General features: G+C 39.3%; 21 protein-coding genes and 5 tRNA genes. 6 read left to right on the top strand and 20 right to left on the bottom strand.

Annotation, left to right across the window (positions count from 1 at the left end; all coding sequences use genetic code 11):
• The first annotated feature begins 27 nt into the window (after positions 1-27).
• Positions 28-513: a VOC family protein gene (locus GQR38_RS11390; RefSeq protein ID WP_165721610.1), complete on the top strand. Its 486-nt coding sequence runs from the start codon at positions 28-30 to the stop codon at positions 511-513.
• A 108-nt stretch (positions 514-621) separates the two neighbouring features.
• Here GQR38_RS11390 and GQR38_RS11385 read toward each other — a convergent pair whose 3' ends face one another.
• The 11 genes from GQR38_RS11385 to GQR38_RS11335 form a co-directional block, all read right to left on the bottom strand.
• Positions 622-2,523, bottom strand: a complete 1,902-nt coding sequence (locus tag GQR38_RS11385; RefSeq protein WP_007580946.1) for a SurA N-terminal domain-containing protein — start codon at positions 2,521-2,523, stop codon at positions 622-624.
• Between the two features lie 171 nt (positions 2,524-2,694).
• Positions 2,695-2,985 (bottom strand): HU family DNA-binding protein, encoded by a 291-nt coding sequence (locus tag GQR38_RS11380; protein ID WP_157823336.1) that lies wholly within the window; start codon positions 2,983-2,985, stop codon positions 2,695-2,697.
• Between the two features lie 183 nt (positions 2,986-3,168).
• Positions 3,169-5,538 (bottom strand): endopeptidase La, encoded by a 2,370-nt coding sequence (gene lon, locus GQR38_RS11375; protein WP_024592760.1) that lies wholly within the window; start codon positions 5,536-5,538, stop codon positions 3,169-3,171.
• A gap of 151 nt (positions 5,539-5,689) precedes the next feature.
• Positions 5,690-6,973: an ATP-dependent protease ATP-binding subunit ClpX gene (gene clpX, locus GQR38_RS11370; RefSeq protein ID WP_002958344.1), complete on the bottom strand. Its 1,284-nt coding sequence runs from the start codon at positions 6,971-6,973 to the stop codon at positions 5,690-5,692.
• A gap of 135 nt (positions 6,974-7,108) precedes the next feature.
• Positions 7,109-7,726, bottom strand: a complete 618-nt coding sequence (clpP, locus tag GQR38_RS11365) for an ATP-dependent Clp endopeptidase proteolytic subunit ClpP (RefSeq protein ID WP_007580937.1) — start codon at positions 7,724-7,726, stop codon at positions 7,109-7,111.
• Between the two features lie 164 nt (positions 7,727-7,890).
• Positions 7,891-9,195, bottom strand: a complete 1,305-nt coding sequence (gene tig, locus GQR38_RS11360) for a trigger factor (protein ID WP_007580935.1) — start codon at positions 9,193-9,195, stop codon at positions 7,891-7,893.
• 378 nt (positions 9,196-9,573) lie between these two features.
• Positions 9,574-9,650, bottom strand: a tRNA-Pro gene (locus tag GQR38_RS11355).
• A gap of 70 nt (positions 9,651-9,720) precedes the next feature.
• A tRNA-Pro gene (locus tag GQR38_RS11350) sits at positions 9,721-9,797 on the bottom strand.
• A gap of 14 nt (positions 9,798-9,811) precedes the next feature.
• A tRNA-His gene (locus GQR38_RS11345) sits at positions 9,812-9,887 on the bottom strand.
• 23 nt (positions 9,888-9,910) lie between these two features.
• A tRNA-Arg gene (locus GQR38_RS11340) sits at positions 9,911-9,987 on the bottom strand.
• A gap of 55 nt (positions 9,988-10,042) precedes the next feature.
• Positions 10,043-10,119, bottom strand: a tRNA-Pro gene (locus GQR38_RS11335).
• A 352-nt stretch (positions 10,120-10,471) separates the two neighbouring features.
• Between GQR38_RS11335 and folD the strand changes: the two genes are divergently transcribed.
• Positions 10,472-11,326 carry a bifunctional methylenetetrahydrofolate dehydrogenase/methenyltetrahydrofolate cyclohydrolase FolD gene (gene folD, locus GQR38_RS11330; RefSeq protein ID WP_002958348.1) on the top strand — a complete coding sequence of 285 codons (855 nt, stop codon included), beginning with the start codon at positions 10,472-10,474 and terminating at the stop codon, positions 11,324-11,326.
• Between the two features lie 72 nt (positions 11,327-11,398).
• Here folD and cysS read toward each other — a convergent pair whose 3' ends face one another.
• Positions 11,399-12,778, bottom strand: coding sequence for a cysteine--tRNA ligase (gene cysS, locus GQR38_RS11325; RefSeq protein WP_024592761.1), 1,380 nt, complete (start codon positions 12,776-12,778; stop codon positions 11,399-11,401).
• Between the two features lie 155 nt (positions 12,779-12,933).
• On the opposite strand from cysS, the gene GQR38_RS11320 reads away from it, so the two are divergent.
• The 3 genes from GQR38_RS11320 to GQR38_RS11310 all read left to right on the top strand — a co-directional run bounded on the left by GQR38_RS11320 (position 12,934) and on the right by GQR38_RS11310 (position 15,090).
• On the top strand, positions 12,934-13,425 hold the full coding sequence (locus GQR38_RS11320; protein ID WP_007580931.1) for a peptidylprolyl isomerase: 492 nt from the start codon (positions 12,934-12,936) through the stop codon (positions 13,423-13,425).
• Positions 13,426-13,512: 87 nt separating this feature from the next.
• Positions 13,513-14,250, top strand: coding sequence for a UDP-2,3-diacylglucosamine diphosphatase (locus tag GQR38_RS11315; protein WP_007580929.1), 738 nt, complete (start codon positions 13,513-13,515; stop codon positions 14,248-14,250).
• A gap of 54 nt (positions 14,251-14,304) precedes the next feature.
• Positions 14,305-15,090 carry a transporter substrate-binding domain-containing protein gene (locus tag GQR38_RS11310; RefSeq protein ID WP_165721609.1) on the top strand — a complete coding sequence of 262 codons (786 nt, stop codon included), beginning with the start codon at positions 14,305-14,307 and terminating at the stop codon, positions 15,088-15,090.
• Here GQR38_RS11310 and miaE read toward each other — a convergent pair.
• Positions 15,087-15,854 carry a tRNA isopentenyl-2-thiomethyl-A-37 hydroxylase MiaE gene (miaE, locus tag GQR38_RS11305; RefSeq protein ID WP_008139048.1) on the bottom strand — a complete coding sequence of 256 codons (768 nt, stop codon included), beginning with the start codon at positions 15,852-15,854 and terminating at the stop codon, positions 15,087-15,089. The genes GQR38_RS11310 and miaE overlap by 4 nt on opposite strands.
• Before the next feature lie 206 nt (positions 15,855-16,060).
• Between miaE and GQR38_RS11300 the strand changes: the two genes are divergently transcribed.
• Positions 16,061-16,660 carry a Yip1 family protein gene (locus GQR38_RS11300; RefSeq protein WP_007580923.1) on the top strand — a complete coding sequence of 200 codons (600 nt, stop codon included), beginning with the start codon at positions 16,061-16,063 and terminating at the stop codon, positions 16,658-16,660.
• A gap of 115 nt (positions 16,661-16,775) precedes the next feature.
• Here GQR38_RS11300 and purF read toward each other — a convergent pair whose 3' ends face one another.
• The 7 genes from purF to GQR38_RS11265 all read right to left on the bottom strand — a co-directional run.
• A complete protein-coding gene (gene purF, locus GQR38_RS11295) occupies positions 16,776-18,302 on the bottom strand; it encodes an amidophosphoribosyltransferase (protein WP_007580920.1) in 1,527 nt (508 codons plus the stop codon).
• An 18-nt stretch (positions 18,303-18,320) separates the two neighbouring features.
• On the bottom strand, positions 18,321-18,815 hold the full coding sequence (locus tag GQR38_RS11290; protein WP_007376853.1) for a CvpA family protein: 495 nt from the start codon (positions 18,813-18,815) through the stop codon (positions 18,321-18,323).
• A 194-nt stretch (positions 18,816-19,009) separates the two neighbouring features.
• Complete coding sequence (locus GQR38_RS11285) at positions 19,010-19,651, bottom strand: SPOR domain-containing protein (RefSeq protein WP_024590975.1); 642 nt, start codon at positions 19,649-19,651, stop codon at positions 19,010-19,012.
• A gap of 11 nt (positions 19,652-19,662) precedes the next feature.
• Positions 19,663-20,928, bottom strand: coding sequence for a bifunctional tetrahydrofolate synthase/dihydrofolate synthase (gene folC, locus GQR38_RS11280; RefSeq protein ID WP_165721608.1), 1,266 nt, complete (start codon positions 20,926-20,928; stop codon positions 19,663-19,665).
• 25 nt (positions 20,929-20,953) lie between these two features.
• Positions 20,954-21,829, bottom strand: a complete 876-nt coding sequence (gene accD / locus GQR38_RS11275) for an acetyl-CoA carboxylase, carboxyltransferase subunit beta (RefSeq protein WP_007376856.1) — start codon at positions 21,827-21,829, stop codon at positions 20,954-20,956.
• 140 nt (positions 21,830-21,969) lie between these two features.
• The gene (truA, locus tag GQR38_RS11270; protein ID WP_007584098.1) at positions 21,970-22,767 is read right to left on the bottom strand and encodes a tRNA pseudouridine(38-40) synthase TruA; all 798 of its coding nucleotides are present in this window, start codon (positions 22,765-22,767) and stop codon (positions 21,970-21,972) included.
• Positions 22,768-22,915: 148 nt separating this feature from the next.
• Positions 22,916-24,634: FimV/HubP family polar landmark protein (locus GQR38_RS11265; protein WP_277344167.1), on the bottom strand; the 1,719-nt coding region annotated here is incomplete at its 5' end.

The following is a 24,634-nucleotide window of genomic DNA, read 5'->3' as shown; positions in this document are numbered from 1 at the left end:
AACTACATTTAATTAACAAGAAATCTTATGCTTAAAAAAACGTTACTACTTAGTCTTTCTCCCCTACTGCTACTATCTGCTTCAGCTATTTCAAATACATCACAAGAAGTTAAAAGCTGGGTAGGCGGCGTTGATCACCTCGGTTTAACAGTTTCTAATTTAGACTCATCTAAAGTGTTTTTTACTGATGTACTTGGTTTTAAAACGCTAGGAAGTGATCCAACCTACCCCGCTTATTTTTTATCAAACAATAAAATAACCATTACATTATGGCGCGTAAAAAATGATGAAAAACGTGTGGAGTTTAATCGGGCAGAAAATGTGGGCTTACACCATCTAGCACTCAGTGTAGAAAGTATCAAAAAGTTAAGCGAGCTACATACACACTTAAAAATGCAAAATAATATTATTATAGAGTTTGCACCAGAAAACTTAGGTAACGGCCCAACCCAACATATGATGATAAGAGAGCCTAGCGGCAATCGGATTGAGTTTATTGCCAGAGGTAATTAATACCAACCTGCAATAATACTTAATTAAGCGAATTGGTAATATACCAACTTTATTTAAGACAATAAAAAAGGCGCTTTAAAAGCGCCTTTCTTTATGAGCTAAAATTAATTATTCAACAGTTTGTGTAGCCGTTGGTAAGTTAAGTTCAGCATTGGCTTTAAGCGCTTCAATAAATACCATGTAGTTTTTATTAGCTTGCGCCATAGTAATGCTTTGTTTTGCTTGAGGGTCAATATTAGCTGCAACTTGTGCATCTGTTACCGACTTAAGCGCAACAATTGCTGCATCACCATTATTTAAATTAACAAGCTCAACTACCGCAGAATCTGCTGGGTGAGCCATTTTAAATGCTTGAGTCACAATAGCAGGTGAAACAGTGTAGCTTTGACGTGTTAACTGCGCTTCTTGACGAACCGTCAAGCTTTGCTCGTTTGCTACATCGTTTAAGCTCTTACCTGCTTGTACTTCTGCAAATAAGCTACGCGCTTTTTCTTTAGCAAGCTCAGATGATTTTTCATTAACTAAACGCGCTTTAATTTGCTCGCTTACTTCATCCAGCGGTTTAGTAGCAGCAGGTTTATGCTCGTTAATACGAACAATAATTGCATGCTCCTCACCAAGCTCAATCACTTCAGAGTTTACTTTATCTTCAAGTAAATCAACTGATGTTAGTGCTGTTACAACTGCAGGGCTGTTTAAAGGCTCTGGTAGAGCATTAAGTGCTAAAAGAGGTGTAGATTTAACTTCCACTTCAGCAACTTCTGCAGCGTCGTCTAAGCGGTCTGAAATTTCAAATGCAAGTGCGCCCATTTCTGTTTGCTTTTCGTAAAACGCATCTACTTTTTCAGCTTGTTCTAATTCAGCACGTAAGTCAGCTTTAACATCGTCATACGCTTTAACTTGTTGTGGTTGAATGTCTGTAAGTTTAATTATGTGATAACCAAACTCAGAAGCAACAACCTCAGAAATGTCACCTTTGTTTTGCAGTGCGAAAGTCGCATCTTCAAATGCAGGGTCCATTACGTCACGTTCAATCCATTCAAGGTCGCCGCCCATTTCGCCACTAACGATATCGTCAGATGATGATTCTGCTAACTCAGCAAAGTCTGCACCTTGCTCTAGTTGTGCATGAAGTGCATTGGCTTTTTCTTTTGCTGCATCATCGTCTTCACTGTTATCAATTAAGATATGTGATACGCGACGCTTTTCAGGTTCTATGTACTGCGCTTTGTTTTGCTCGTAATACGCTTTAACGTCATCCTCGGTTACCGATTCAACATTAATATCTGCTGCTTTAAGCTCAATATAACTTACTGAAATAAGCTCTGGAGATAAAAATTGTGATGCGTTTAGCTCGTAGTAATCAGACACTTCTTGCTCTGATACTTCTACGTCCGCGGCAAGCGCTTCTTTATTAATGACTAAGTAGTCAATACTACGAGTTTGCTGCTGCAGAGCAATTGCGCTTTTAAGCTCGCTCTCTAGGGCAAAGTCTGTACCTGCAACAGCAGATACTACCTGACTACGTGTCATATCTTTACGTAAGTATTCACGAAAAGCATCTGGTTGAAAGTTCATTTGACGAATTACTTGTAAGTAACGATCGTTATTAAACTTTTCACCAATTTGAAAGTACGGTAGCTCTAAAATTGTTTTACGTACACTTTCGTCGCTTACGCGAAGGCCTAAATCAGCCGCTAGCTGTGATTGCAATTCTTGTTGTACTAAGCGGTCAACTACACCTTGGCGAATTTGCGCCATGTAATTTGGATCAGCGGCAATTTGTGTAAAATATTCACCAAATTGTTGCTCTAAACGGCTACGTTCATTTTGGTAAGCACGGTTAAAATCGGTTTGACTAATTTTAATTCCATTTACTTCAGCAACGGGTTGTTCTGTGGTTTGACCTAAGTAACTACCGATCCCTGCTAAGGCAAAAGATAAAATCACCGCGCCTAAAATTATTTTGGCTACAGGTCCTTGCGAACCTTCTCTGATTTTCTCAAGCATTTGTTTATCTCTTTTTGATCAAGGTATTTTACCTTGTCACATGTAAAAAAAGCGTATCTTACCAGATACGCTTTTTCACTTGAAGTAACTGGCGGTAAAGTTACTTAATTCATCTGTTGTGGTGAATCAGTAACTTTACACTCGCCATAACTAATGTGTTTAAAACAGTGATTAGTTTACTGCGTCTTTAAGCGCTTTACCGGCTTTGAAAGCTGGAATAGTTGCAGCAGCAATTTGGATTGTTTCACCAGTTTGCGGGTTACGGCCTGAACGTGCAGCACGGTCACGTACTGAGAAAGTACCAAAACCAACAAGTGCAACTGAGTCGCCTTCTTTTAGCGCGCCAGATACAGATTCGATGAATGAATCTAGTGCACGACCTGCAGCCGCTTTAGAAATGTCAGCATCAGCTGCGATTTGATCGATTAATTGAGATTTATTCACAATATCATCCTCTTTCATTGTTATTATCAAGAGCGATGGTTTTTTAAACTAACATCACTTTTTTGAAAATTGTAGAGCAAACATTTAATGCTCACATGATTATATTTTTCTTAAGCCTACGCCCCATAAGGGCTAGGCTTGAAAACCAGTGCTTAACTTATCATACCGTTTAGATTTGAAAAGCCCTAAAAAGCACTTTTTTTAGCTTTTTTCTTGGTTTTTAGGTGTTTCGACCGAAAAACTCTCAACAGGATGCACTAAAGCAAGCTTTAACACCTCGTCAATCCAAGTAACAGGGTGAATATCAAGACCTGCCAGCACGTTCTCTGGAATCTCTTTTAAGTCACGTTCGTTAATTTTTGGAATGATTACTGTTTTAATTCCACCACGATGCGCCGCCAATAATTTCTCTTTTAAGCCACCAATAGGAAGTACTTCACCACGTAGCGTAATTTCACCGGTCATTGCAACATCTGCTCGTACAGGGTTACCCGTTAAGCTAGATACAAGACCTGTTACCATTGCTGCGCCCGCACTAGGACCATCTTTTGGTGTTGCGCCCTCAGGTACGTGTACGTGAATATCACGTTTTTCGTAAAAGTCGCTATTAATACGAAATGTATCTGCGCGATTACGTACTACCGTCATTGCCGCTTGAATCGACTCTTGCATCACATCGCCCAGTGAACCGGTATAAGTAAGTTTACCTTTACCTGGTACAGCCGCACATTCGATTGTTAGCAAATCACCGCCAACTTCTGTCCATGCTAAACCTGTAACTTGACCAATACGGTCGCCATCTTCAGCTTTACCATAATCAAAGCGTTGCACACCTAAAAAGTCTTCTAAGTTATCTTGATTGATAGTCACTGTTTTAGTGTCTTTTTCAAGTAAGATATTTTTAACTGCTTTACGGCATAGTTTTGAAATTTCGCGCTCTAGGTTACGTACACCCGCTTCACGTGTGTAGTAACGAATAATGCCAATAATTGCACTATCTTCGATAACTATTTCAGACTCTTTTAAGCCGTTACGTTTTACTTGTTTAGTAATTAAGTGCTCTTTTGCAATGTTTAGCTTTTCATCTTCGGTGTAACCCGATAAACGAATAACTTCCATACGGTCCAATAATGGGCCAGGAATGTTAAAGCTGTTTGATGTTGCTACAAACATAACATCAGATAAATCGTAATCTACTTCAAGGTAATGATCGGCAAAGTGGCTGTTTTGCTCAGGATCAAGCACTTCTAATAGTGCTGATGCTGGGTCGCCACGCATGTCTGATGACATTTTATCGATTTCATCTAACAAAAATAATGGATTTTTAACGCCCACTTTTGTCATGTTTTGAATTAGCTTACCTGGCATTGAACCAATGTATGTACGACGATGACCACGGATCTCAGCTTCATCACGTACGCCGCCAAGCGCCATACGAACATACTTACGACCAGTTGAACGCGCTATAGATTGCCCAAGCGATGTTTTACCAACACCTGGTGGCCCAACTAAACATAAAATTGGCCCTTTAAGCTTATTAGTACGCTGTTGTACTGCGAGATACTCAATAATGCGTTCTTTTACTTTATCTAAGCCGTGGTGATCGCTATCAAGAATTTTTTGCGCGCCCGCTAAGTCTTTTTTCACTTTAGAGCGTTTTTTCCATGGCACATTAATTAATGTGTCAATGTATGAACGCACTACAGTCGCTTCTGCAGACATTGGCGACATCATCTTAAGCTTATTAAGCTCTGTCGTCGCTTTGTCTTGTGCCTCTGCTGGCATACCCGATTCTTCGATGCGTTTTTTAAGTGCTTCAAATTCGTCAGGTACATCGTCAAGCTCACCCAGCTCTTTTTGAATGGCTTTCATTTGCTCATTGAGGTAATACTCGCGCTGAGACTTTTCCATCTGCTTTTTAACGCGAGTACGAATTTTCTTCTCAACTTGCAGTAAGTCTATTTCGCCTTCCATTAATGCCATTAAATATTCAAGACGTTCTGTAACGCTTGAAATTTCGAGCACTTTTTGCTTTTCAGGTACTTTAAGCGGCATATGGGCTGCCATTGTATCGGCAAGGCGTGCTGGCTCATCAATACCTGAAACTGAAGTTAGTACTTCAGGTGGAATTTTTTTGTTTAGCTTTACATAGCCTTCAAACTGGCTAATTGCGCTACGAATAAAAATATCTTGTTCTTTCTCGTCTACCGAATCAGATTCAATAAATTGAGCATTAGCAACAAAAAAGTCATCGTTATCTACAAATTCTTCAATTTGTGCGCGCTGTGTACCTTCAACTAAAACTTTAACTGTACCGTCTGGTAATTTTAATAACTGAAGTACAGTGGCAATAGTACCGATACGATAAATATCATCTTGCTCTGGTTCATCTACAGTTGCATCTTTTTGTGCAACCAAGAAAATTTGTTTGTCTTTGTCCATTGCCGCTTCTAGGCATTTTATTGATTTTTCACGGCCAACAAAAAGCGGGATCACCATGTGCGGGTATACCACAACATCGCGCAGTGCAAGGACTGGGATTTCGACTCGGTCGGTTCTCTCAAGCGTCATTATAGTTTCTCTTCGCACTTCATTTATTTTAAAGATTACTCAAGTATATGGGGATAACCTAATTAAAGTTCAACAATTTTCCCATACTCGATTAAATTAATTATAAAAAAAGGAGCCTAAGGCTCCTTTTTTCATTCAAATAGCTTAAAAACTATTCTGATGCAGCTTTATCTTGTTTATTATTTTCATAAATCAGGATTGGATCTGACTCACCTTTAATAACGGTTTCATCAATAACCACTTTGCTTACGTCATCCATTGAAGGAAGTTCGTACATAGTATCAAGTAACACACCTTCAACGATTGAACGAAGACCACGTGCACCTGTTTTACGCTCCATTGCTTTGTGGGCAATCGCAGCTAAGGCATCATCGCGAAACTCAAGTTCAACGTCTTCCATACCAAACAATACTGAGAACTGTTTAGTAATCGCGTTTTTAGGTTCACTCAATATTTGCACAAGAGCAGCTTCGTCAAGTTCTGTTAACGTAGCAACTACTGGCAAACGACCTATAAACTCCGGAATTAAGCCGTATTTAACTAAATCTTCTGGTTCTACGTCTTTAAATGTTTCACTTAAAGAACGACTCGCCGCAGATTCTTTTACGCTAACGCCAAAACCGATACCGGTATTTTTATGGCTACGTTGCTCAATTACTTTATCTAGGCCTGAAAATGCACCACCACAAATAAACAAGATTTTAGACGTATCTACTTGTAAAAACTCTTGTTGTGGATGTTTACGACCACCTTGCGGTGGAACAGAAGCAACGGTGCCTTCAATCAGTTTAAGTAGCGCCTGTTGAACGCCCTCGCCCGATACATCACGTGTAATTGACGGGTTATCTGATTTACGAGAAATTTTGTCAATTTCATCAATGTAAACAATGCCACGTTGCGCTTTTTCAACATCGTAATCGCATTTTTGTAAAAGCTTTTGAATGATGTTTTCAACATCTTCACCTACATAACCTGCTTCGGTTAATGTAGTGGCATCGGCCATAGTAAACGGCACATCAAGTAGACGCGCTAATGTTTCTGCAAGTAATGTTTTACCACTACCTGTTGGGCCGATAAGCAAAATATTACTTTTACTTAATTCAATGTCTTGCTTAGTCGATTGGTTACGTAGGCGTTTATAATGGTTATAAACGGCAACAGACAATACTTTTTTAGCATGATCTTGACCAATAACATAATCGTCTAAGTGTTTACGAATTTCTTTTGGTACAGGTAGTTTGTCAGACGTATCATGCTTAGGAGCAATGTCTTTGATCTCTTCCCTGATAATATCGTTACACAACTCTACACATTCATCACAAACGTATACTGAAGGGCCTGCAATTAATTTACGCACTTCATGTTGGCTTTTGCCACAAAAAGAGCAGTATAACAATTTATTACTTTTGTCGCCGTCTGTAGGAGTGTCAGACATTCAGCTACCTCATTTTATTACGTTGGCCACCAAAACTGTTGGCGGCTATTTCAATACGCTTTAACTATACCAAAATTTATTGGTTTTCGCATAGTAACTCAAAGTGGCAAACAGGCAATCCTGCTCGCCAAGCGCTTACTTTTTGTCGCGATTTGTAAACACAGAGTCTACCAAGCCGTAATCTACAGCTTGCGTGGCACTCATAAAGTTATCACGATCTGTGTCTTTAGAGATAATATCTAATGGTTGGCCTGTATGCTCAGCCATTAAGCGGTTAAGCTTATCTTTAATAGACAGAATTTCTTTAGCATGTATTTCAAAGTCAGATGCTTGACCTTGGAAACCACCTAATGGTTGGTGAATCATCACACGTGAGTTTGGTAGGCAAAAACGCTTACCTTTAGCGCCAGCAGTAAGTAAAAAAGCACCCATGCTTGCAGCTTGACCTACACATATTGTACTTACATCTGGTTTGATGAAGTTCATTGTGTCGTAAATAGCCATACCCGCAGTTACTGAACCACCTGGTGAGTTGATGTATAAAAAGATATCTTTATCAGGATTTTCTGATTCTAAAAATAGCATTTGCGCTAAAATCAGATTTGCCATGTTGTCTTCAACTTGACCTGTTAAAAAGATAATACGCTCTTTTAATAATCTCGAATAAATATCATACGAGCGCTCGCCTTTCGGTGTTTGTTCAACAACCATTGGGACCAATGCATTTAGGGGATCTGTAATACCAGTATTCATACTTATTTAATTCCTTATGCGCTTATACTTATCCTTATTATAAGGAAGCATAGTTATCGTTTTTCGCAAATTTAGAGCCAAAAACTAAAATGGCCCGGGCACGCTGTATAAACAGAGTAGCACGAGCCATTTAATCGTTAGCGAGAGCTTAAGTCAATGACTTATTAAGCACCTTGCTGTGGATTCATGATGTCATCAAATGCTTTTTCAACATCAGTAACAACTGCTTTAGCTAAAATAGCTTCAACAGCTTGCTCTTCCATTGCTACATTACGCATTTGCTGCATAAGTTGATCATTACCTTTGTAGTATTCTACTACTTCAGTTGGATCTTCGTATGCAGAAGCTACCGTTGCGATTAATGCTTCAACTTTAGCGTCATCAACTTTAATCTCGTTAGCTTTAATCACTTCACCTAATAAAAGGCCAGTTTTAACACGTGTTACAGCTTGCTCGTGGAACAATTCAGCTGGAAGCTCTGGCATGTTTTGAGCGTCGCCGCCAAAACGTTGAGCTGCTTGCTGACGTAGAGCATCAACTTCTTGATCAACAAGTGCTTTAGGCACTTCGATTTCGTTGTTAGCTAAAAGACCTTTGATTGCTTGGTCTTTAACGCTTGCTTTAACCGCTTGGTCTAGCTCACGTGTCATGTTCTTTTTAACTTCTTCTTTAAGCGCGTCTACGCCGCCTTCGGTAACACCGAATTTAGTTGCAAACTCTTCGCTTAATTCTGGTAATTCTTGCGCTTCAACTTTTTTCACTGTGATAGTGAATTGAGCCGCTTTACCTTTTAAGTTTTCAGCGTGGTAATCATCAGGGAAAGTTACATCAGCAACTACTTCTTCGCCTGCTTTTTTACCTACGATGTTATCTTCAAAACCTGGGATCATACGACCTTGGCCAAGTTCTAATGGGAAGTCTTCAGCTTTGCCGCCTTCAAATACTTCACCGTCGATAGTACCTACGAAATCAACTGTTACACGGTCGTTTTCGCCAGCAGCTGCATCAACATCAGCCCACGCTGCGTGTTGCTTACGAAGTGTTTCTAGCATGTTAGCTAAATCTTCGTCAGTCACTGTTACCGCTGGTTTCTCAACAGTAATTTTATCTAAACCTTGAACTTCAACTTCAGGGTAAACTTCAAACGTTGCTGAGAATTCTAAATCTTTACCTGCTTCAAGTGATTTAGGTGCGAATGTAGGCGCGCCAGCTGGATTGATTTTTTCAGAAACGATTGCTTCAATGTAATTACGTTGCATTACTTCGCCAGCAACTTCTTGACGAACTGCAGGGCCAAAACGCTTGTTAATTACAGATACTGGAACTTTACCAGCACGGAAACCATCTATACGCTGTGTTTTTGACAGTTGTTGTAGGCGTTTTTTTACTTCGGTCTCAACGTTCTCTGAAGGAACGGTGATAGTTATACGGCGCTCAAGGCCTTGGGTCGTCTCAACAGAAACTTGCATGATTTACCTCAATATTCAATTTTGGCGACTGTTCGCCTTCCTTTACAAACAAAGTGATCTGCATGAGTCTTGATAAAGTTTAAGCGGTTTTTCACACTTAAAAGCATCCGTCGCTACCATGAGATACCATTGCTGCTTTGCCCTTCGGGCACTATGTTAAACAATAGACGCGGCATTATAACCTAATATTTATGATAGTCGAGTATAGGGGGCAATTATTTGGACTAGATAAGGGACTATAGAGACTAACTGAATAAAAAACAGGCTAACTAGGCATTGAATGGATTAAAGTAGAAATTATTTAATAGAATTATAGGCTAACAGATTTAGATTTATAACTTAGAGGAATTTACTTATTATTCTTATTAGATAAGAAAATGGTCGGCGATGCAGGATTTGAACCTGCGACCCCTTGGACCCAAACCAAGTGCGCTACCAAACTGCGCTAATCGCCGACATTGAAGAGTTAACTTCTTTTTTCATACTGAACACTTAAACTGAGAGTTTAAGACCATTTTAAGAAAATGGTCGGCGATGCAGGATTTGAACCTGCGACCCCTTGGACCCAAACCAAGTGCGCTACCAAACTGCGCTAATCGCCGATATTCGTTGTAAATGGGGTGACTGATGGGGCTCGAACCCACGACAACCGGAATCACAATCCGGGGCTCTACCAACTGAGCTACAATCACCGCTATATTTACATGTTTTCAAATGGTGCACCCAGAAGGATTCGAACCTTCGACCCACGCCTTAGAAGGGCGTTGCTCTATCCAGCTGAGCTATGGGCGCATCGAAAACTTCATAGTTTACCAATAAGCTATTCGATTATAATAAATTATAAAAATGGTCGGCGATGCAGGATTTGAACCTGCGACCCCTTGGACCCAAACCAAGTGCGCTACCAAACTGCGCTAATCGCCGAAACTTATTATTGTTAGCGAGTGACCTCGTTGACAACGGGGTGCATAATAGTGATTTGACGGGGTTAGGTCAAACGTTTTTTTAATAAAACCAATCAAGTGCTCATTTTTAGTGCACAATGGTTAAATATTACAATAGTAGGCTGAAATTTAAACTATTTAATAACTCAAATGTTATATACATTAAAAGCAACTTGGCGCTGCTATGCTTTTCTGCGAAAATAGTAGACACATTATAAAACGAGTTAAATAAAGAGTATGTTTTCTTTATTAGCATTTTTACCCCTATTTTATTATGCATTCGTTTTTAGAGTATCGGTATCTAGTTAATTAACCCCAATTAAAGGTCACCCATGACGGCAAACATCATTGATGGTAAGGCAATCGCAAAACAAGTACGTAGCGCTGTAGCAGAACGCGTAAGTGAACGTGTAGCAAATGGTTTACGTGCACCAGGACTTGCAGTAGTACTTGTAGGACTTGATCCAGCAAGCCAAGTTTATGTTGGTTCAAAACGTAAAGCCTGTGAAGAAGTAGGTTTTATCTCCAAATCATTTGATTTACCAGCAGACACGCAAGAGCAAACTCTTTTAGATTTAATTGACGAGCTAAATAATGATGCCGAAGTTGATGGAATTTTAGTGCAGTTACCACTGCCAAAAGGTCTTGATGCTGAAAAGATTTTAGAACGCATTACCCCACATAAAGATGTTGATGGATTTCATCCATATAACATTGGTCGATTAGCACAGCGTATGCCTGCCCTTCGCCCATGTACCCCTAAAGGTATTATTACATTACTTGATTCAACGGGTGTACGTTATAAAGGGATGCATGCAGTTGTCGTTGGCGCGTCAAATATTGTTGGTCGTCCAATGTCGCTAGAGCTTTTATTAGCGGGTTGTACTACCACAGTATGCCATAAGTTTACTCAAGACTTAGAAACGCATGTTCGCCGCGCTGACTTATTAGTTGTGGCTGTAGGTAAACCTGAATTTATACCTGGAGATTGGATAAAAGAAGGCGCTATAGTCATCGATGTAGGCATTAACCGTTTAGACACGGGTAAATTAGTCGGTGATGTTCAATACAGTGTGGCTGAACAAAAAGCGCATTTTATTACACCTGTACCAGGTGGCGTTGGCCCGATGACGGTCGCGAGCTTAATTGAAAACACACTTGAAGCGTGTGAGAAATATCACAGCTAAGCTGTTAAAAAATCAAAAAAGGGTTGCCATTTGGCAACCCTTTTTTTGTTTAACGTGTATTACTTTAAACGCTTACGCTTTACGCCACGTTGTTTTACCGGCTGAATCTTCAAGTATTACACCTAACGCATTAAGCGCATCACGTGCTTCATCAGCAGCAGCCCAGTTTTTACTCGTACGTGCTTCATTACGTTTTACAATTAATGCTTCAATTGTCGCAACTTCGTCGTCATCTTGCCCGCCTTGTAAAAAGGCTTCCGGTGCTTGTTGAGCAACACCTAAAACGTTACCAATACTGCGTAATATAAACGCAAGTTGCCCAGCTTGAACTGCGTCACTTTCTTTTACGCGGTTTAATTCTTTAGCAAGTTCGAACAACACAGGTAGTGCTTCTGGTGTATTAAAGTCGTCATTCATTGCTTTTCTAAATTTAGCAACAAACTCATTACCTTCTAAATCGCACTCTACCGGTTCGACATCACGAAGCGCTGTATAAATGCGCTCAAGTGATGAACGCGCTTGGTCTAAATTTTCTTGTGAGTAATTTAGTTGGCTGCGGTAATGACCTGAAATTAAAAAGTAACGAACAGATTCAGGATCGTATGCTTTTAAAACTTCACGCACTGTAAAGAAGTTATCTAACGACTTAGACATTTTTTCTTTGTTTACTTGAACCATGCCAGTATGTATCCATGTATTTACATACTTGCCGTTGTTTGCACAGCACGATTGGGCAATTTCGTTTTCATGATGTGGAAACTGTAAATCAGACCCCCCACCGTGAATATCAAAATGCTCACCTAAGTGCTTTGAGCTCATTGCCGAACATTCAATATGCCAACCCGGACGCCCTTCACCCCACGGTGATGACCATGATGGTTCACCTGCTTTTGCTTTTTTCCATAACACAAAATCAAGTGGATCGTCTTTATCTTGCGCTACTTCAACGCGAGAGCCTGATTGCAACATAGTTAAATCTTGCTGAGAAAGTGCACCGTATTGCTCAAACGTTGATACATCAAACAAAACATCGCCGTCGGCTGCGACATAGGCATGGCCTTTTTCAATCAAGCGCTTAACCATAACGATAATTTCATCCATATGGCTTGTAACTGTTGGTTCAATATCTGGGCGTAGCATATTTAGGCTATCAAAATCTTCATGCATCGCTTTAGTCATGCGCACAGTTAAGTCGTTTATTGACTCACCATTTTCGTTCGCACGTTTAATTATTTTATCGTCGATATCTGTAATGTTACGTACATATTTTAAATCGTAACCAATATGCCGTAAGTAGCGCACAATTACGTCAAAACCTACAAAAGTACGAGCGTGTCCAATATGGCAGTAATCATAAATGGTGATACCACACACATACATGTCGATTTTTCCTTCGACCATAGGTTTAAATTGCTCTTTTTGTCGCGTGAGTGTGTTGTATATATTTACCATTTACTTTGAGTCCTTGACTATTTACTTGAACAGTTATGTTACCACTTGAAAAGCCCCTGCTCTAGCGCTTTATAACAAACCAAACATCTACTTTGTTAATCTTAGCCAACTACGATAAAATAGCGCCAATATTTAAACCGGATATAGGAAAACACATGGTTGTTCTACACACTAATTTTGGTGACATCACCATTAAAATGTTTGAGCAAGAAGCTCCAAACACAGTTAAAAACTTTTTAGAGTATGCAAATGCTGATTTTTTCAACGGCACTATCTTTCATCGCGTAATCGATGGTTTTATGGTTCAAGGCGGTGGTTTTGTTCCAGGTATGGAACAAAAAGAAGTAAACGACCCAATTCAGAATGAAGCGAATAATGGCCTGTCTAATAAAGTAGGCACTTTAGCTATGGCACGTACACCTGATCCTCATTCAGCTACAGCACAGTTTTTCATTAACGTGAACAACAACGACTTTTTAAACCACAGCAGCGAAACATCGCAAGGTTGGGGTTATTGTGTTTTTGCTGAAGTAGTAGAAGGCATGGACGTAGTAAATAAGATTAAAGCAGTTGCAACAGGTAGTACTGGTTTTCACCAAGACGTACCTCTTGAAGATGTGATCATCGAAAGCGTTACTGTTAACTAGTAACGTTTACTCATATTATGTGAGTATATAAGCGGGTGTATACTATTAGTATATGCCCGTTTTTTTAAAACTAGAATAGACTGACCTATGACACGCCAAACTTACTTTATTGCAGATTTACACCTAAGCGAAAACCGCCCCGACATTAGCGCTGCATTTTTTGACTTTTTAAATACACATATATTAAATAAAGATGTAGATGCACTTTATATTTTGGGTGATTTTTTTGAAGTATGGGTTGGAGATGACTACATTACTGCACTGAGTGCCGATGTAGCAAAACATTTAAGCGCCGTTAATGATGGTGGCACACCTGTTTATTTTATACATGGCAATCGTGATTTCATTATGCGCAAGCAATATGCCGACATGGCCGCAATGACATTACTCGATGAACAAACAGTCATTGATTTATATGGCACGCCTACCGTTATTTTACATGGCGACGAAATGTGCACTCAAGACACTGAATATCAAAACTTTCGTAAAAAGAGCCGTGGTTGGTGGTGGCCAAAATTGATGCTTGCAATGCCGCTTTGGTATCGTAAAAAAATAGCGCGTAATGCCCGCGAAAAAAGTAAGTTAAGCCAAGCTGATAAACCTATCGAAATTTTAGACGTTGTCGATGAGGCTGTACTTGCCACCTTTGCCAAACATAACGTTACGAATATGATTCATGGTCATACTCATCGCCCTAATGTTCATACGTATAAAGTTAATGAACAAACACTTACTCGCACAGTGCTAGGTGACTGGTATACCCAAGGCTCTTATTTAGTCGTTACCCCTCAATCACAAGAATTAATTAGCACACCTTTCGCATAATTTAAAATTCTGACTATTATTTATCTATATATATGAATAATAGTGAGAGGTTGAATGATTAAGCTGTTAATTTTCATCGTAGTAATTGCCATTCCTACACAAGTATTTAGCAAGCAAACATGGCAAATTGTTACAGAAAACTACCCTCCCTATTTTAGCGAAAACCTACCTAGTAATGGCTGGCTATATGAAATAGCCGAATCAGCTCTTAAAACGCAAGGTATTAATAGCGAAGCCGAGTTTACGACCTGGGACCGCGCCCTAAAGCTATTAGAAAAAAACAGAAAAACCGCTATTTTAGGTGCTTTTTATTCATTAAAAAGAAATGAAGTTTTTTACTACTCTCGTCCACTTGCAGTTGCTCACTCAGGAGTTTTCAAACGAAAAGAGAGTGTTATTAATTTCGATGGTACAGTTCAATCATTAACACCTTATAGTATTGGCACAGAATACAATGCCTTTGTAAGCCAAGAGTTTGCTAGAAATAGGGAGCTGGCAATAACGTCCACTAAAAGCCTTCCTACAAGCTTATATTTACTACAACAAGGGCGTATTGATTTAGTCGCGGGTACTAAAGAGGTTGGAAATTATTGGCTTGAACACACTAAAACCGAAGATTCAGATGATAATAATATTGAGTACTTATCGCCAGATCTTGCTTCTCACAAACTATATTTAGTTGTCTCTAAATCAAATTATAGAGCCAAAGAATACTTACAAAAATTTAATAGAGGAATTGATATAATAACTAAAAATGGACGCATTGCTAAAATTATGAAAAAACATAATTTCAGCAATCAGAAAATAGCAGAATATATTAATTTTTTAAAAGAAAATTAGCTTTGCGCTATTGGAACACCGCTGTGAAATTTAAAATCAGTATCGGTTGTCGAAATTAACTCTTTTTCTTTTTCACCAAAAAAGTTTACGCGATCGGTAATATCAAAATCAGCAATTTCTTGCGCTAGAGTTAAATAATCTTGGTAATGACGCGCTTCTGAACGTAACAACGAAATATAAAAATCACCTAAACGTTTGTCAACATGCGGTGCAAGCTTTGCAAAACGCTCACACGAACGCGCCTCAATATAAGCGCCTACTATTAGCTTATCGACTAATGCATCGGGCTCGAACGTTTTAACATGACGGAGCATGCCTTTTGCGTAACGACATGGTGTAATACTTTGATACTCAACACCGTACTCGTCCATAATTTCGAGCACTTGATAAAAGTGATGCAGCTCTTCTTTTATCAGCAAAACCATTTTATCGATTAGACCTTGCCCGTATGGAGAACTCGATTTAGGAATTATTGATTTAGTGAGCTTATTTTTAGCAGCCAGATCGCGCCAATTCCCTTCTCGTTTGTAAATAAGCGTTTCAAATGGCTTTAGCCACTCGAGTAATGCATCACTACCCTCTTTATCTACCGCGTATTTACGTATTAAAAACATCGCACTTTGAGCTGCTTTTAATTCACAAATTAAGTGATCTATTAAAATGACTGATAAGTTTTCTTTTTTAATTGCTTGCTCTACCCATTGCTCTGGGGTGGTACACAATAAAAAGTTATTAATCGGCTCTAAAAGTTGGCTATGTGGCACGTTGACTGCTCATTACTAAATAAATTTGATAGACCGTTATTTTAACACGAAATTTTGCTTGGGATAAATCAAAGCCCTTATCTGCGCCTAAATGTTAATAACGAGTTAACTTGACTTTGCAAAATAAGTGAACCATAACTGTACATAGACTGTATAAAAATAAACCAACCAAAACAATAATACGTTCCTTTTATGGAGTAAGTACTATGATACTAAATCACCTCTGGGGCATTTATGCTCACCCACTTGAAGAATGGCAAACAATAGATAATCGCCATGAAAGTTTAACCTATAGTTTGTCGCATATTTTACTGATTGCTTTATTTCCTTCAATAATGGGCTACTACTCATCTGTTTATTTAGGATGGAGTATAGGTGCAGGCAATCCCGTATTTTTAACGCACGATAGTGCACTGCTAATTGCAGGTGCAATGTATTTTGCTTTAATAGCGGGTGTTTTTGCATTGGCGTATTTAGCCCATTGGATGGCGGTTACATTTGGCTCTAAACCTACATTTACACAAACACTTGAACTTGCAGCATATACTGCAACACCAGTGTTTATGTCGGCACTCGCCGCTTTTTGGCCTGTACTTTGGTTTGTAGTGTGTATTGGAATTATTGCACTGGCTTACTCGGTTTATTTACTCTATACCGGCGTACCAATACTTATGCATATCCCAGAAGAGCGCGGCTTTATTTACGCCAGCTCGGTAGTAACGTGTGGATTAATATTACTGGTTATTATTTTAGCTGTAACAGCTATGCTTTGGACTAATGGGATTGTTAGCCCAATGTTTACTTAATAAATTTCACCTAAAAAAAGAGTCATGTTTGATAGAAATGTTCCCTTTCTTTCCTTCGCAAAAAAGGAGCTAATTAGCTCCTTTTTTTGTGTAACGACTTTTTATTAACTAATCATTAATCAGCTTCGTTTTCGTCTTGGTTGTGTATTTCTAAACCTGAAGACATCGCACTTTCGCGGGTGCTTTTTGCTGAATCGTTACGTAGCTTATCAATACGATTTAAATAGTTTTGATCAATATCGCCAGTAATATATTGGCCATCAAATACTGAAGTTTCAAACTTAGTAATTTCAGGGTTTTCTTGGCTAACCGCAGCTATTAAATCTTTTAACGATTGAAAGATTAAACCGTCAGAACCAATACTTGCATTAATATCTTCTACTTCACGTCCGTGAGCAATAAGCTCAGCTGCTGAAGGCATATCAATACCGTACACATTAGGGAAGCGTATTTCAGGTGCCGCTGATGCAAAGTAAACGTTTTTAGCGCCAGACTCTCGGGCCATTTCAACAATTTGTGCTGATGTTGTACCACGAACAATTGAGTCATCAACTAATAATACGTTTTTACCTTTAAACTCGCGATCAATTGCATTTAGCTTTTGACGCACTGATTTTTTACGCATCTCTTGGCCAGGCATAATAAATGTACGGCCAATATAACGGTTTTTAACAAAACCTTGGCGATACGGTAAATCAAGCACACGTGCAATTTCCAGTGCTACATCACATGAAGTTTCTGGGATTGGGATAACTACATCAATATCTTTGTCAGCCCATTCACGTGCAATTTTTTCGCCTAGTTTAGTCCCCATGTTTACGCGTGTTGCGTACACAGACATACGGTCTATTGTTGAGTCAGGTCGAGCAAAATAAACAAATTCAAAAATACACGGCGAGTAAGATGCCTTATCAGCACAACTAAGTGAATGGAATTCACCTTCTTCTGTAACATATATAGCTTCACCAGGGGCTACATCACGTACAAACTCAAAACCGTCCGGTTTCAACGCAACGCTTTCTGAGGCAAACATGTACTCAGTACCTTTTTCGGTTTCGCGTTTACCAAATACAAGTGGGCGAATACCATTAGGGTCGCGAAAAGCAACAATGCCGTGGCCGATAATCATAGCAATAGTTGCATAACCACCGCTTACTTTATTGTTTACTTCGGTTACCGCAGTAAAAATATCTTCAGGGTCTAAATGCAACTTATCAGATTTGCTTAATTCATGTGCCATGATATTAAGTAAAATTTCAGAGTCTGATGTTGTATTAACGTGACGACGTGCTTCAGAGAATAGCTGCTCTTTTAAAGCTTCTGCATTAGTAAGGTTGCCATTATGGGCAAGTGCTATACCAAACGGTGAGTTAACATAAAAAGGCTGTGCTTCAGATGAGCTTGAAGATCCTGCTGTAGGATAGCGCACATGGCCAAGACCAATTGTACCTTGTAGTCGTTTCATATGACGTGTGTGAAAGGCATCTTTCACTAAGCCATTTGCTTTGCGCAAGCTAAACGTATTATTCTCAATGGTAATGATACCCGCGGCATCTTGACCACGGTGCTGCAAAACAGTTAAGCCATCATAAATCGCCTGATTAACAGGGGATGTTCCGACTATTCCAACGATACCACACATGTAATTTATCCTCGCCGATTAACGGTTTACTGAATTTAAAAAGCTCGAGTTGTTTTCTAGGTACGAAAAGAACCATTCAACAACAAAGCCAAATTCTGGAATCAAAATAGAATTGCCCCACCAGTGCGTATTGGGTGCACCAGTAAAAGCATCAAGAAAGAAGAGTAACGCGCTCACGACCAACACGCCTCGTAGAGCACCAAACACTATGCCAAAGACACGGTCGGTACCCGATAAACCAGTACGATGTACAAGTTCACCTAAAATGTAGTTTAGTAAACCGCCTAACAGTAGCGTCGCAAAGAATAATATGGCTATGGCCGCAGCATTTCTTAAAAGGGGTTCAGAAATGGTTGTTAGGAAGGAAGCTAAATATTGGTAAAATAAGCTAGAGATGATAAAGGCGCCAGCCCATACCGCTAATGACATTGCTTCTTTTACAAAGCCGCGTATTAAACCGATTATGGTAGACAATGCAATGATGCCAATAATGGCGTAATCAACCCAGATCATAAGAACCAATTAGTCGCTAATTTGGGGCGCATTCTATACCCAAACATCGTTAGTATGCAAGTTTAAACGGGAGATTACTGGGTTGTAGTCAATACAAAAAATTAACATTATAGAATGGGTATTGTGAGATAAAGATAATGATAAAAACAAATATAAATAAATAAAAAAAGGCTTGTGATACAAGCCTTTTATAATTATTTTGTTACTTCGTATTGCGTAACTTTACCATTTAATTTAGTAAGCTCTTTCAGCTGGGGAAGCTGCTTTTGTAATTCATTTTTATCAAGCGAAGGACCAACAAATACCTTGGTTAACGTCCCATTTGGGGTTTTAATCGGTTTAGTAAACGTTTTAAACCCTTCAACTTTTAATTTAGCCTGTAATGCTTTTACATTTGCAACATGTGAAAAACTACCTAATTGAATAACGTAAGCCATACTTGTTAGGTTTTCATCACTTTTACGAGGCGCAATAGGTTTTGGTTTAGCCTGAACCGGTGCCTTAGTGATCGGTGTAGCTTTGGGTTCAATAGTCGCTTCAACAACTTTATTCTCTACAGCGTAGTCACTTTCATCCATAGCGTTTTGCTGCTCAAAAGCTTCATCGTCAGCTTGAATATCTTCAATTTCATCTTGTTTTAGTGGCTCAGCATTAGCCATGTTTTCATCAATTGACTCTTGAAGATCGATTGTTTTGAACTCAGGGCGATCAGGTATCGCTTTAAAGCCTTCTTTATAATGCACTTTTTCGCCATCGAGTATATTAGGGATAAACACAATTGCTGCGATCACTACTATACTTGTTCCGACTAAGCGATTAATAAAACTTGAGTTCACCGACATCCTCTCTATTTTTTAAAGTAATTAATAGCGCCGGCCACTGTAAAAAATGAACCAAATACAATCAACATAGTATCATTTTGTTGTTTTGGTAAAATTACACTCAGTGCCTGTGCCACACTATCATAGCTATTGATAGTATTATGATGAGATATACCCTGCAGTGCATTTTGTAAATTACTTGCAGTGTCGCCTCGCGGACCACTTAAGCTCGCTAATGACCACTCATCGACCATGTGACTTACTTCTTTAAGTACACCCACTTTATCTTTATCAGCAAGCATAGCGGCTAATGCATGAATTTTAAAGCCTTTATCTTTATAGCTTGATAACTTATTGGCTAAATAACGCGCCGACTCAGGGTTATGTGCTACATCGGTAAAGACTAAAGGCTCAGCGCTTAACTGCTGAAACCGCCCTTCTACAACTAAATTAGCGAGGCAACTTCGTATGACTTGCTCACTAGGTAATAAGCTTAAAACACTTAGCGCAGTTAACGCAGTTGCTGCATTTTGACACGGTATTGCTGGCTTATCTATTACAAGATTATGTTCTTTATATTGCCAATTAAAGCTCTCAGCATTCTCTTTGAAAATAAAGTCACTGCCCGACAACGTCATATTGGCATTAATTTCTTTGCCGTAATCAGTCATTGTGTGAGGAATATTTAAATCCCCTATAATAGCAGGCGTATTTTCACGAAAAATACCGGCTTTATCATAAGCCACTAACTCTCGTGTATCACCTAGGTACTCTTTATGATCTAAATCGATAGTGGTGATCACGCTTGCAAAGGGAGTTACTATATTTGTAGCATCAAAGCGCCCGCCTAGACCAACCTCTAGTAATACATAATCGACCTTACAGCGTTTAAAAATTGCCAACGCACCCAAAGTACCATATTCAAAATAAGTCAAAGGAGTGTCTTTACGGCCTTGCTCAAGCTGGTGAAAAGCATCTATATGAAATTGGTCTGCCAGTTCTTCGCCATTAACTCGTACACGCTCGTTATAACGAATTAAATGAGGAGATGCGTAAGTACCCACGCTAAAACCTTGCGCTAGCAATAGCGACTCTAAGCAACGTGCAGTGGTGCCCTTACCGTTTGTACCGGCAATAAGAATAATTTTACTTGGAGTGTTTAAAAGGCCAATATTGTTGGCAACATTAGCAACTCGTTCTAGGCCCATTGCAATGTTAGCTGGGTGAACACTTTCTAAATAAAAAAGCCAATCATCAAGGCTTGATGATTGGCTAGGAATTGTTTTTGTCATAGCGTGTAATCAGTAAAGCTGAAATTTACGCTACTCTATGCTCTTGTTCCGTAGAAGGCAAGTTCATAAATTTAGCTAAAATGCGTGCAAGGGTATCGCGCATTTCACGGCGGTCAATAATCATGTCAATTGCACCATGTTCTAGCAAAAATTCACTACGCTGAAAACCTTCAGGTAATGTTTCGCGAACAGTCTGCTCAATAACACGAGGACCTGCAAAACCAATTAACGCTTTAGGTTCAGCAACGTTAATATCACCCAGCATAGCAAGTGATGCAGATACACCACCCATTGTCGGGTCGGTCATTACTGAAATAAATGGAAGACCTTTTTCCGTCATTTTTGCAAGTGCAGCACTTGTTTTAGCCATTTGCATAAGCGACATAAGCGCTTCTTGCATACGTGCTCCGCCTGATGCAGAAAAACAAATAAGCGGCATGTTATGCTCTAAACATTGATCAACAGCATCAACAAAGCGAGCGCCAACAACAGAAGCCATTGAACCACCCATAAATGAGAACTCAAATGCTACCGCTGCCACTGGAATACCTTTTAATCGGCCTTTCATAGCTACAAGTGCATCTTTTTCACCACTTGCTTTTTGGGCTGCACTGATACGGTCAGAGTACTTTTTAGAATCTTTAAACTTAAGAATGTCTTTAGGCTCATGTTGTGTACCAAGCTCTTGACGATCACCTTCATCTAAAAAGTGCTCTAGGCGCTTACGGCCACTAACACGCATGTGATGGTCACACTTAGGACATACGTTTAATGACTTTTCTAATTCAGCTTTATATAAAATTGAATCACACGATGTACACTTAGCCCAAACACCTTCTGGGATTTCTTTACGACCTGATGATTTTGTCGTTTTAGGTAAGATTTTTTCTAGCCAACTCATTTGCAACTCTCTTAATACTGTTCTGTGTCGCGAGCCTGCTAATAGCAATTAGCAGACAAATTTTTTCAATTAAAACATGAATTACACTAACGCGGTATAAAAAACTGGTCTTAGTAGTTAAAAGTGCTTATAAAAAGTACTTATACCACATCTATATCAGGCAAAAATAAAGGGCCTAAAGGTGTTTGAGGAATATTAAATTGCTCAGGGTAGTCAACATCCACTAAATACAAACCAGCAGCCTTAGCGGTAGCACTGGCCTTTGCGCGTTCTTTACAATCAAGTAGCTCTTTTATCCATATAGGTTGTTGTTTATGTAAACCAACATCCATTAAGCTGCCTGTGATATTACGTACCATGTGATGTAAAAACGCATTCGCTTTAATATCAATAATAACGTAAGTACCTTGGCGCTGTACCGACAGATGATGAATTGTTCTTGTCGGTGTATTCGCTTGGCAATGTATCGCTCTAAAAGAGGTGAAATCGTGTTTACCTATTAAGTACTGACACGCCTCTTGCATCTTTGTTTCATCAAGATGATGATGAAAATGCGTAACCCCCTCGTTTAATACCGCACCTCGTAGGGGGGAGTTATAAATAACATAGCGATAACGACGAGCTGTAGCACTAAAACGGGCATGAAAGTCATCAGCAACCGGTTGGGCAAAGCGAATAGCAATATCTTTAGGCATTAAAGTATTCATACCTAGTGTAAATGCGACCATATCGCGATCGGCTTGCGTTTCAAAGTGTATTACTTGGCCTGTGCCGTGCACACCAGCATCTGTACGCCCTGCACATATAACTTCAACAGGATGATTACAAATACGCGACAACGCTTTTTCTACTTCTTGCTGTACGCTATTTACATGTGATTGACGCTGCCAACCACTATAACGTGCGCCGTTGTATTCAACTCCAAGTGCTACTCGCATAATTACCGTTTTACCTACTGTGCTAATGAACGAGGCATTTTATGCTATCTAACGATGCAATAAAAGGAGACCTGTCGTAATCAAACCAATACACATAAAAAAACCCGTATTTAGCTAAGCTAGATACGGGTTCTTATAAACATTTTAATTATTTTAGTTTAGCTTTTAAGCTAAGTGCTTCCTCTTGAACTTCTTCAGGACCTTTGTTAATGACATCCTCAATAACTTTAAGCGCAGAATCAAAATCATCAATTTCAATATAAGCACGCGCTAAATCAAGTTTAGCTGAGTAGCCACCACTTTCAGCATCAACATCCGTTGGGTTATCACCTGCAAGTAATGCATCAAACTCACTCAAACCGACATCCATATTAACGTCGGTGTAAGGTTCGTGTTCAAGTTCAGCGTCGTCACTTTCTTCTAATAATGAATCAATATCTACAAATTCGTCATTATCAAGTTGCTCAACATCACTACCTTCAACAAGTGACTCTTTTGTAGTTAATGAATCATCTGTCTCTAAGTCTTCTTTTAGCAAGCTGTCAAAGTCAACATCAAATTCACTGCTGTCATCAACACTTAACTCTTCAGGCTCTGCTAACTCACTAAGTAATGAATCAAAATCAGTTTGCGTCAAATTCGACATAAACTCTTCATCAAGTTCGTCGTCAGAGCTAATATCAGTGCTACCCACTTCATCTAAGCTTGTTAACTGTGCTTCGCGCTCTGCATTTGTTTGCTCTTGCGATTCGTCTGATAACTCATCAGTTAGCGCTTGCTCTAAACTATCTTCGTCAAATTCAGCATCTAATTCAGAAAAATCATTTTCAATTAAAATCTCATCATCAAAATCATTTTCTAAACTATCTAAATCAGCATCTGCCATAAGTGCGTTTGCTAAATCTTGCTCAGCTTGGCTGGAAGCGACTCCCGGTGCCTCACCATCTAAATCATCCCCTTGTAATTCTTCAGGGGTAAATGGCAACTCACTTTCTAATGTTTCTTGAACTTCATCAAGGTTAAGAGGTTTGATGTCATCTTCAATACTTGGTGGTTCAACAGAATCAACCTCATTATTAATTTCTTGAAGTAAATCATCATCAAGCGACTCATCTTCAATCTTCGTTTCAGTTTCTAATTCAGAGAAGTCATTATCAATTAATAGTTCATCATCAAAATCATCTTCTAAACTATCTAAATCACCATCTGCCATAAGCGCATTTGCGAGATCTTTCTCTGTTTGACTAAGTGCTACTGCATTTTCATCACCCGATGCATCTCCTTTAAGCTCTTGCGGCTCAAACGAAGGCTCATTCTCTAATAATGATTGATCATCGTCTAATTCAAGTTCAGGATATTCATCCAATTCTTCACTTGGCGTTACAAGCTCGCTATCAAGCTGCTCTTCAATTTCAGTAAGATCTGAGTCATCGTCGCCCGCTAGCGGATCGTCACCAAGATCAACTTCTATTTCTTCAAGATCATCATCAAGCTCATCTAAAGACCAATCAGGTGTTTCTATATAGTCGTCATCAGTGGCCTGTTGTAGCTCACTTAAAAGCTCATCAACGCTCTTTAAAGTATCATCTGTATATTCTTCAAGTGCATCTTCAGGATCAAGAAGCGACTCTGATGTGTCTGAAAAATCATCAACCGTTACATCTATAAGCTCTGGCTCTTCTTCAAGCTTAGGTTCTTCTGCAAGCTTAGGCTCTTCTTCAAGTTCTGGTTCTTCTTCAAGCTCTGGTTCTTCTTCAAGCTCAGGCTCTTCTTCAAGCTCTGGCTCTTCTACAAGTTCTGGTTCTTCTTCAAGCTCTGGCTCTTCTACAAGTTCTGGTTCTTCTTCAAGCTCTGGCTCTTCTTCAAG

The sequence above is a fragment of the Pseudoalteromonas sp. c7(2019) genome (assembly GCF_011378625.1).
GTDB lineage: Bacteria > Pseudomonadota > Gammaproteobacteria > Enterobacterales > Alteromonadaceae > Pseudoalteromonas > Pseudoalteromonas arctica.
The sequence above is the reverse complement of the archived record's forward strand: the minus strand, read 5'-3'. Positions and strand labels throughout refer to the sequence as shown.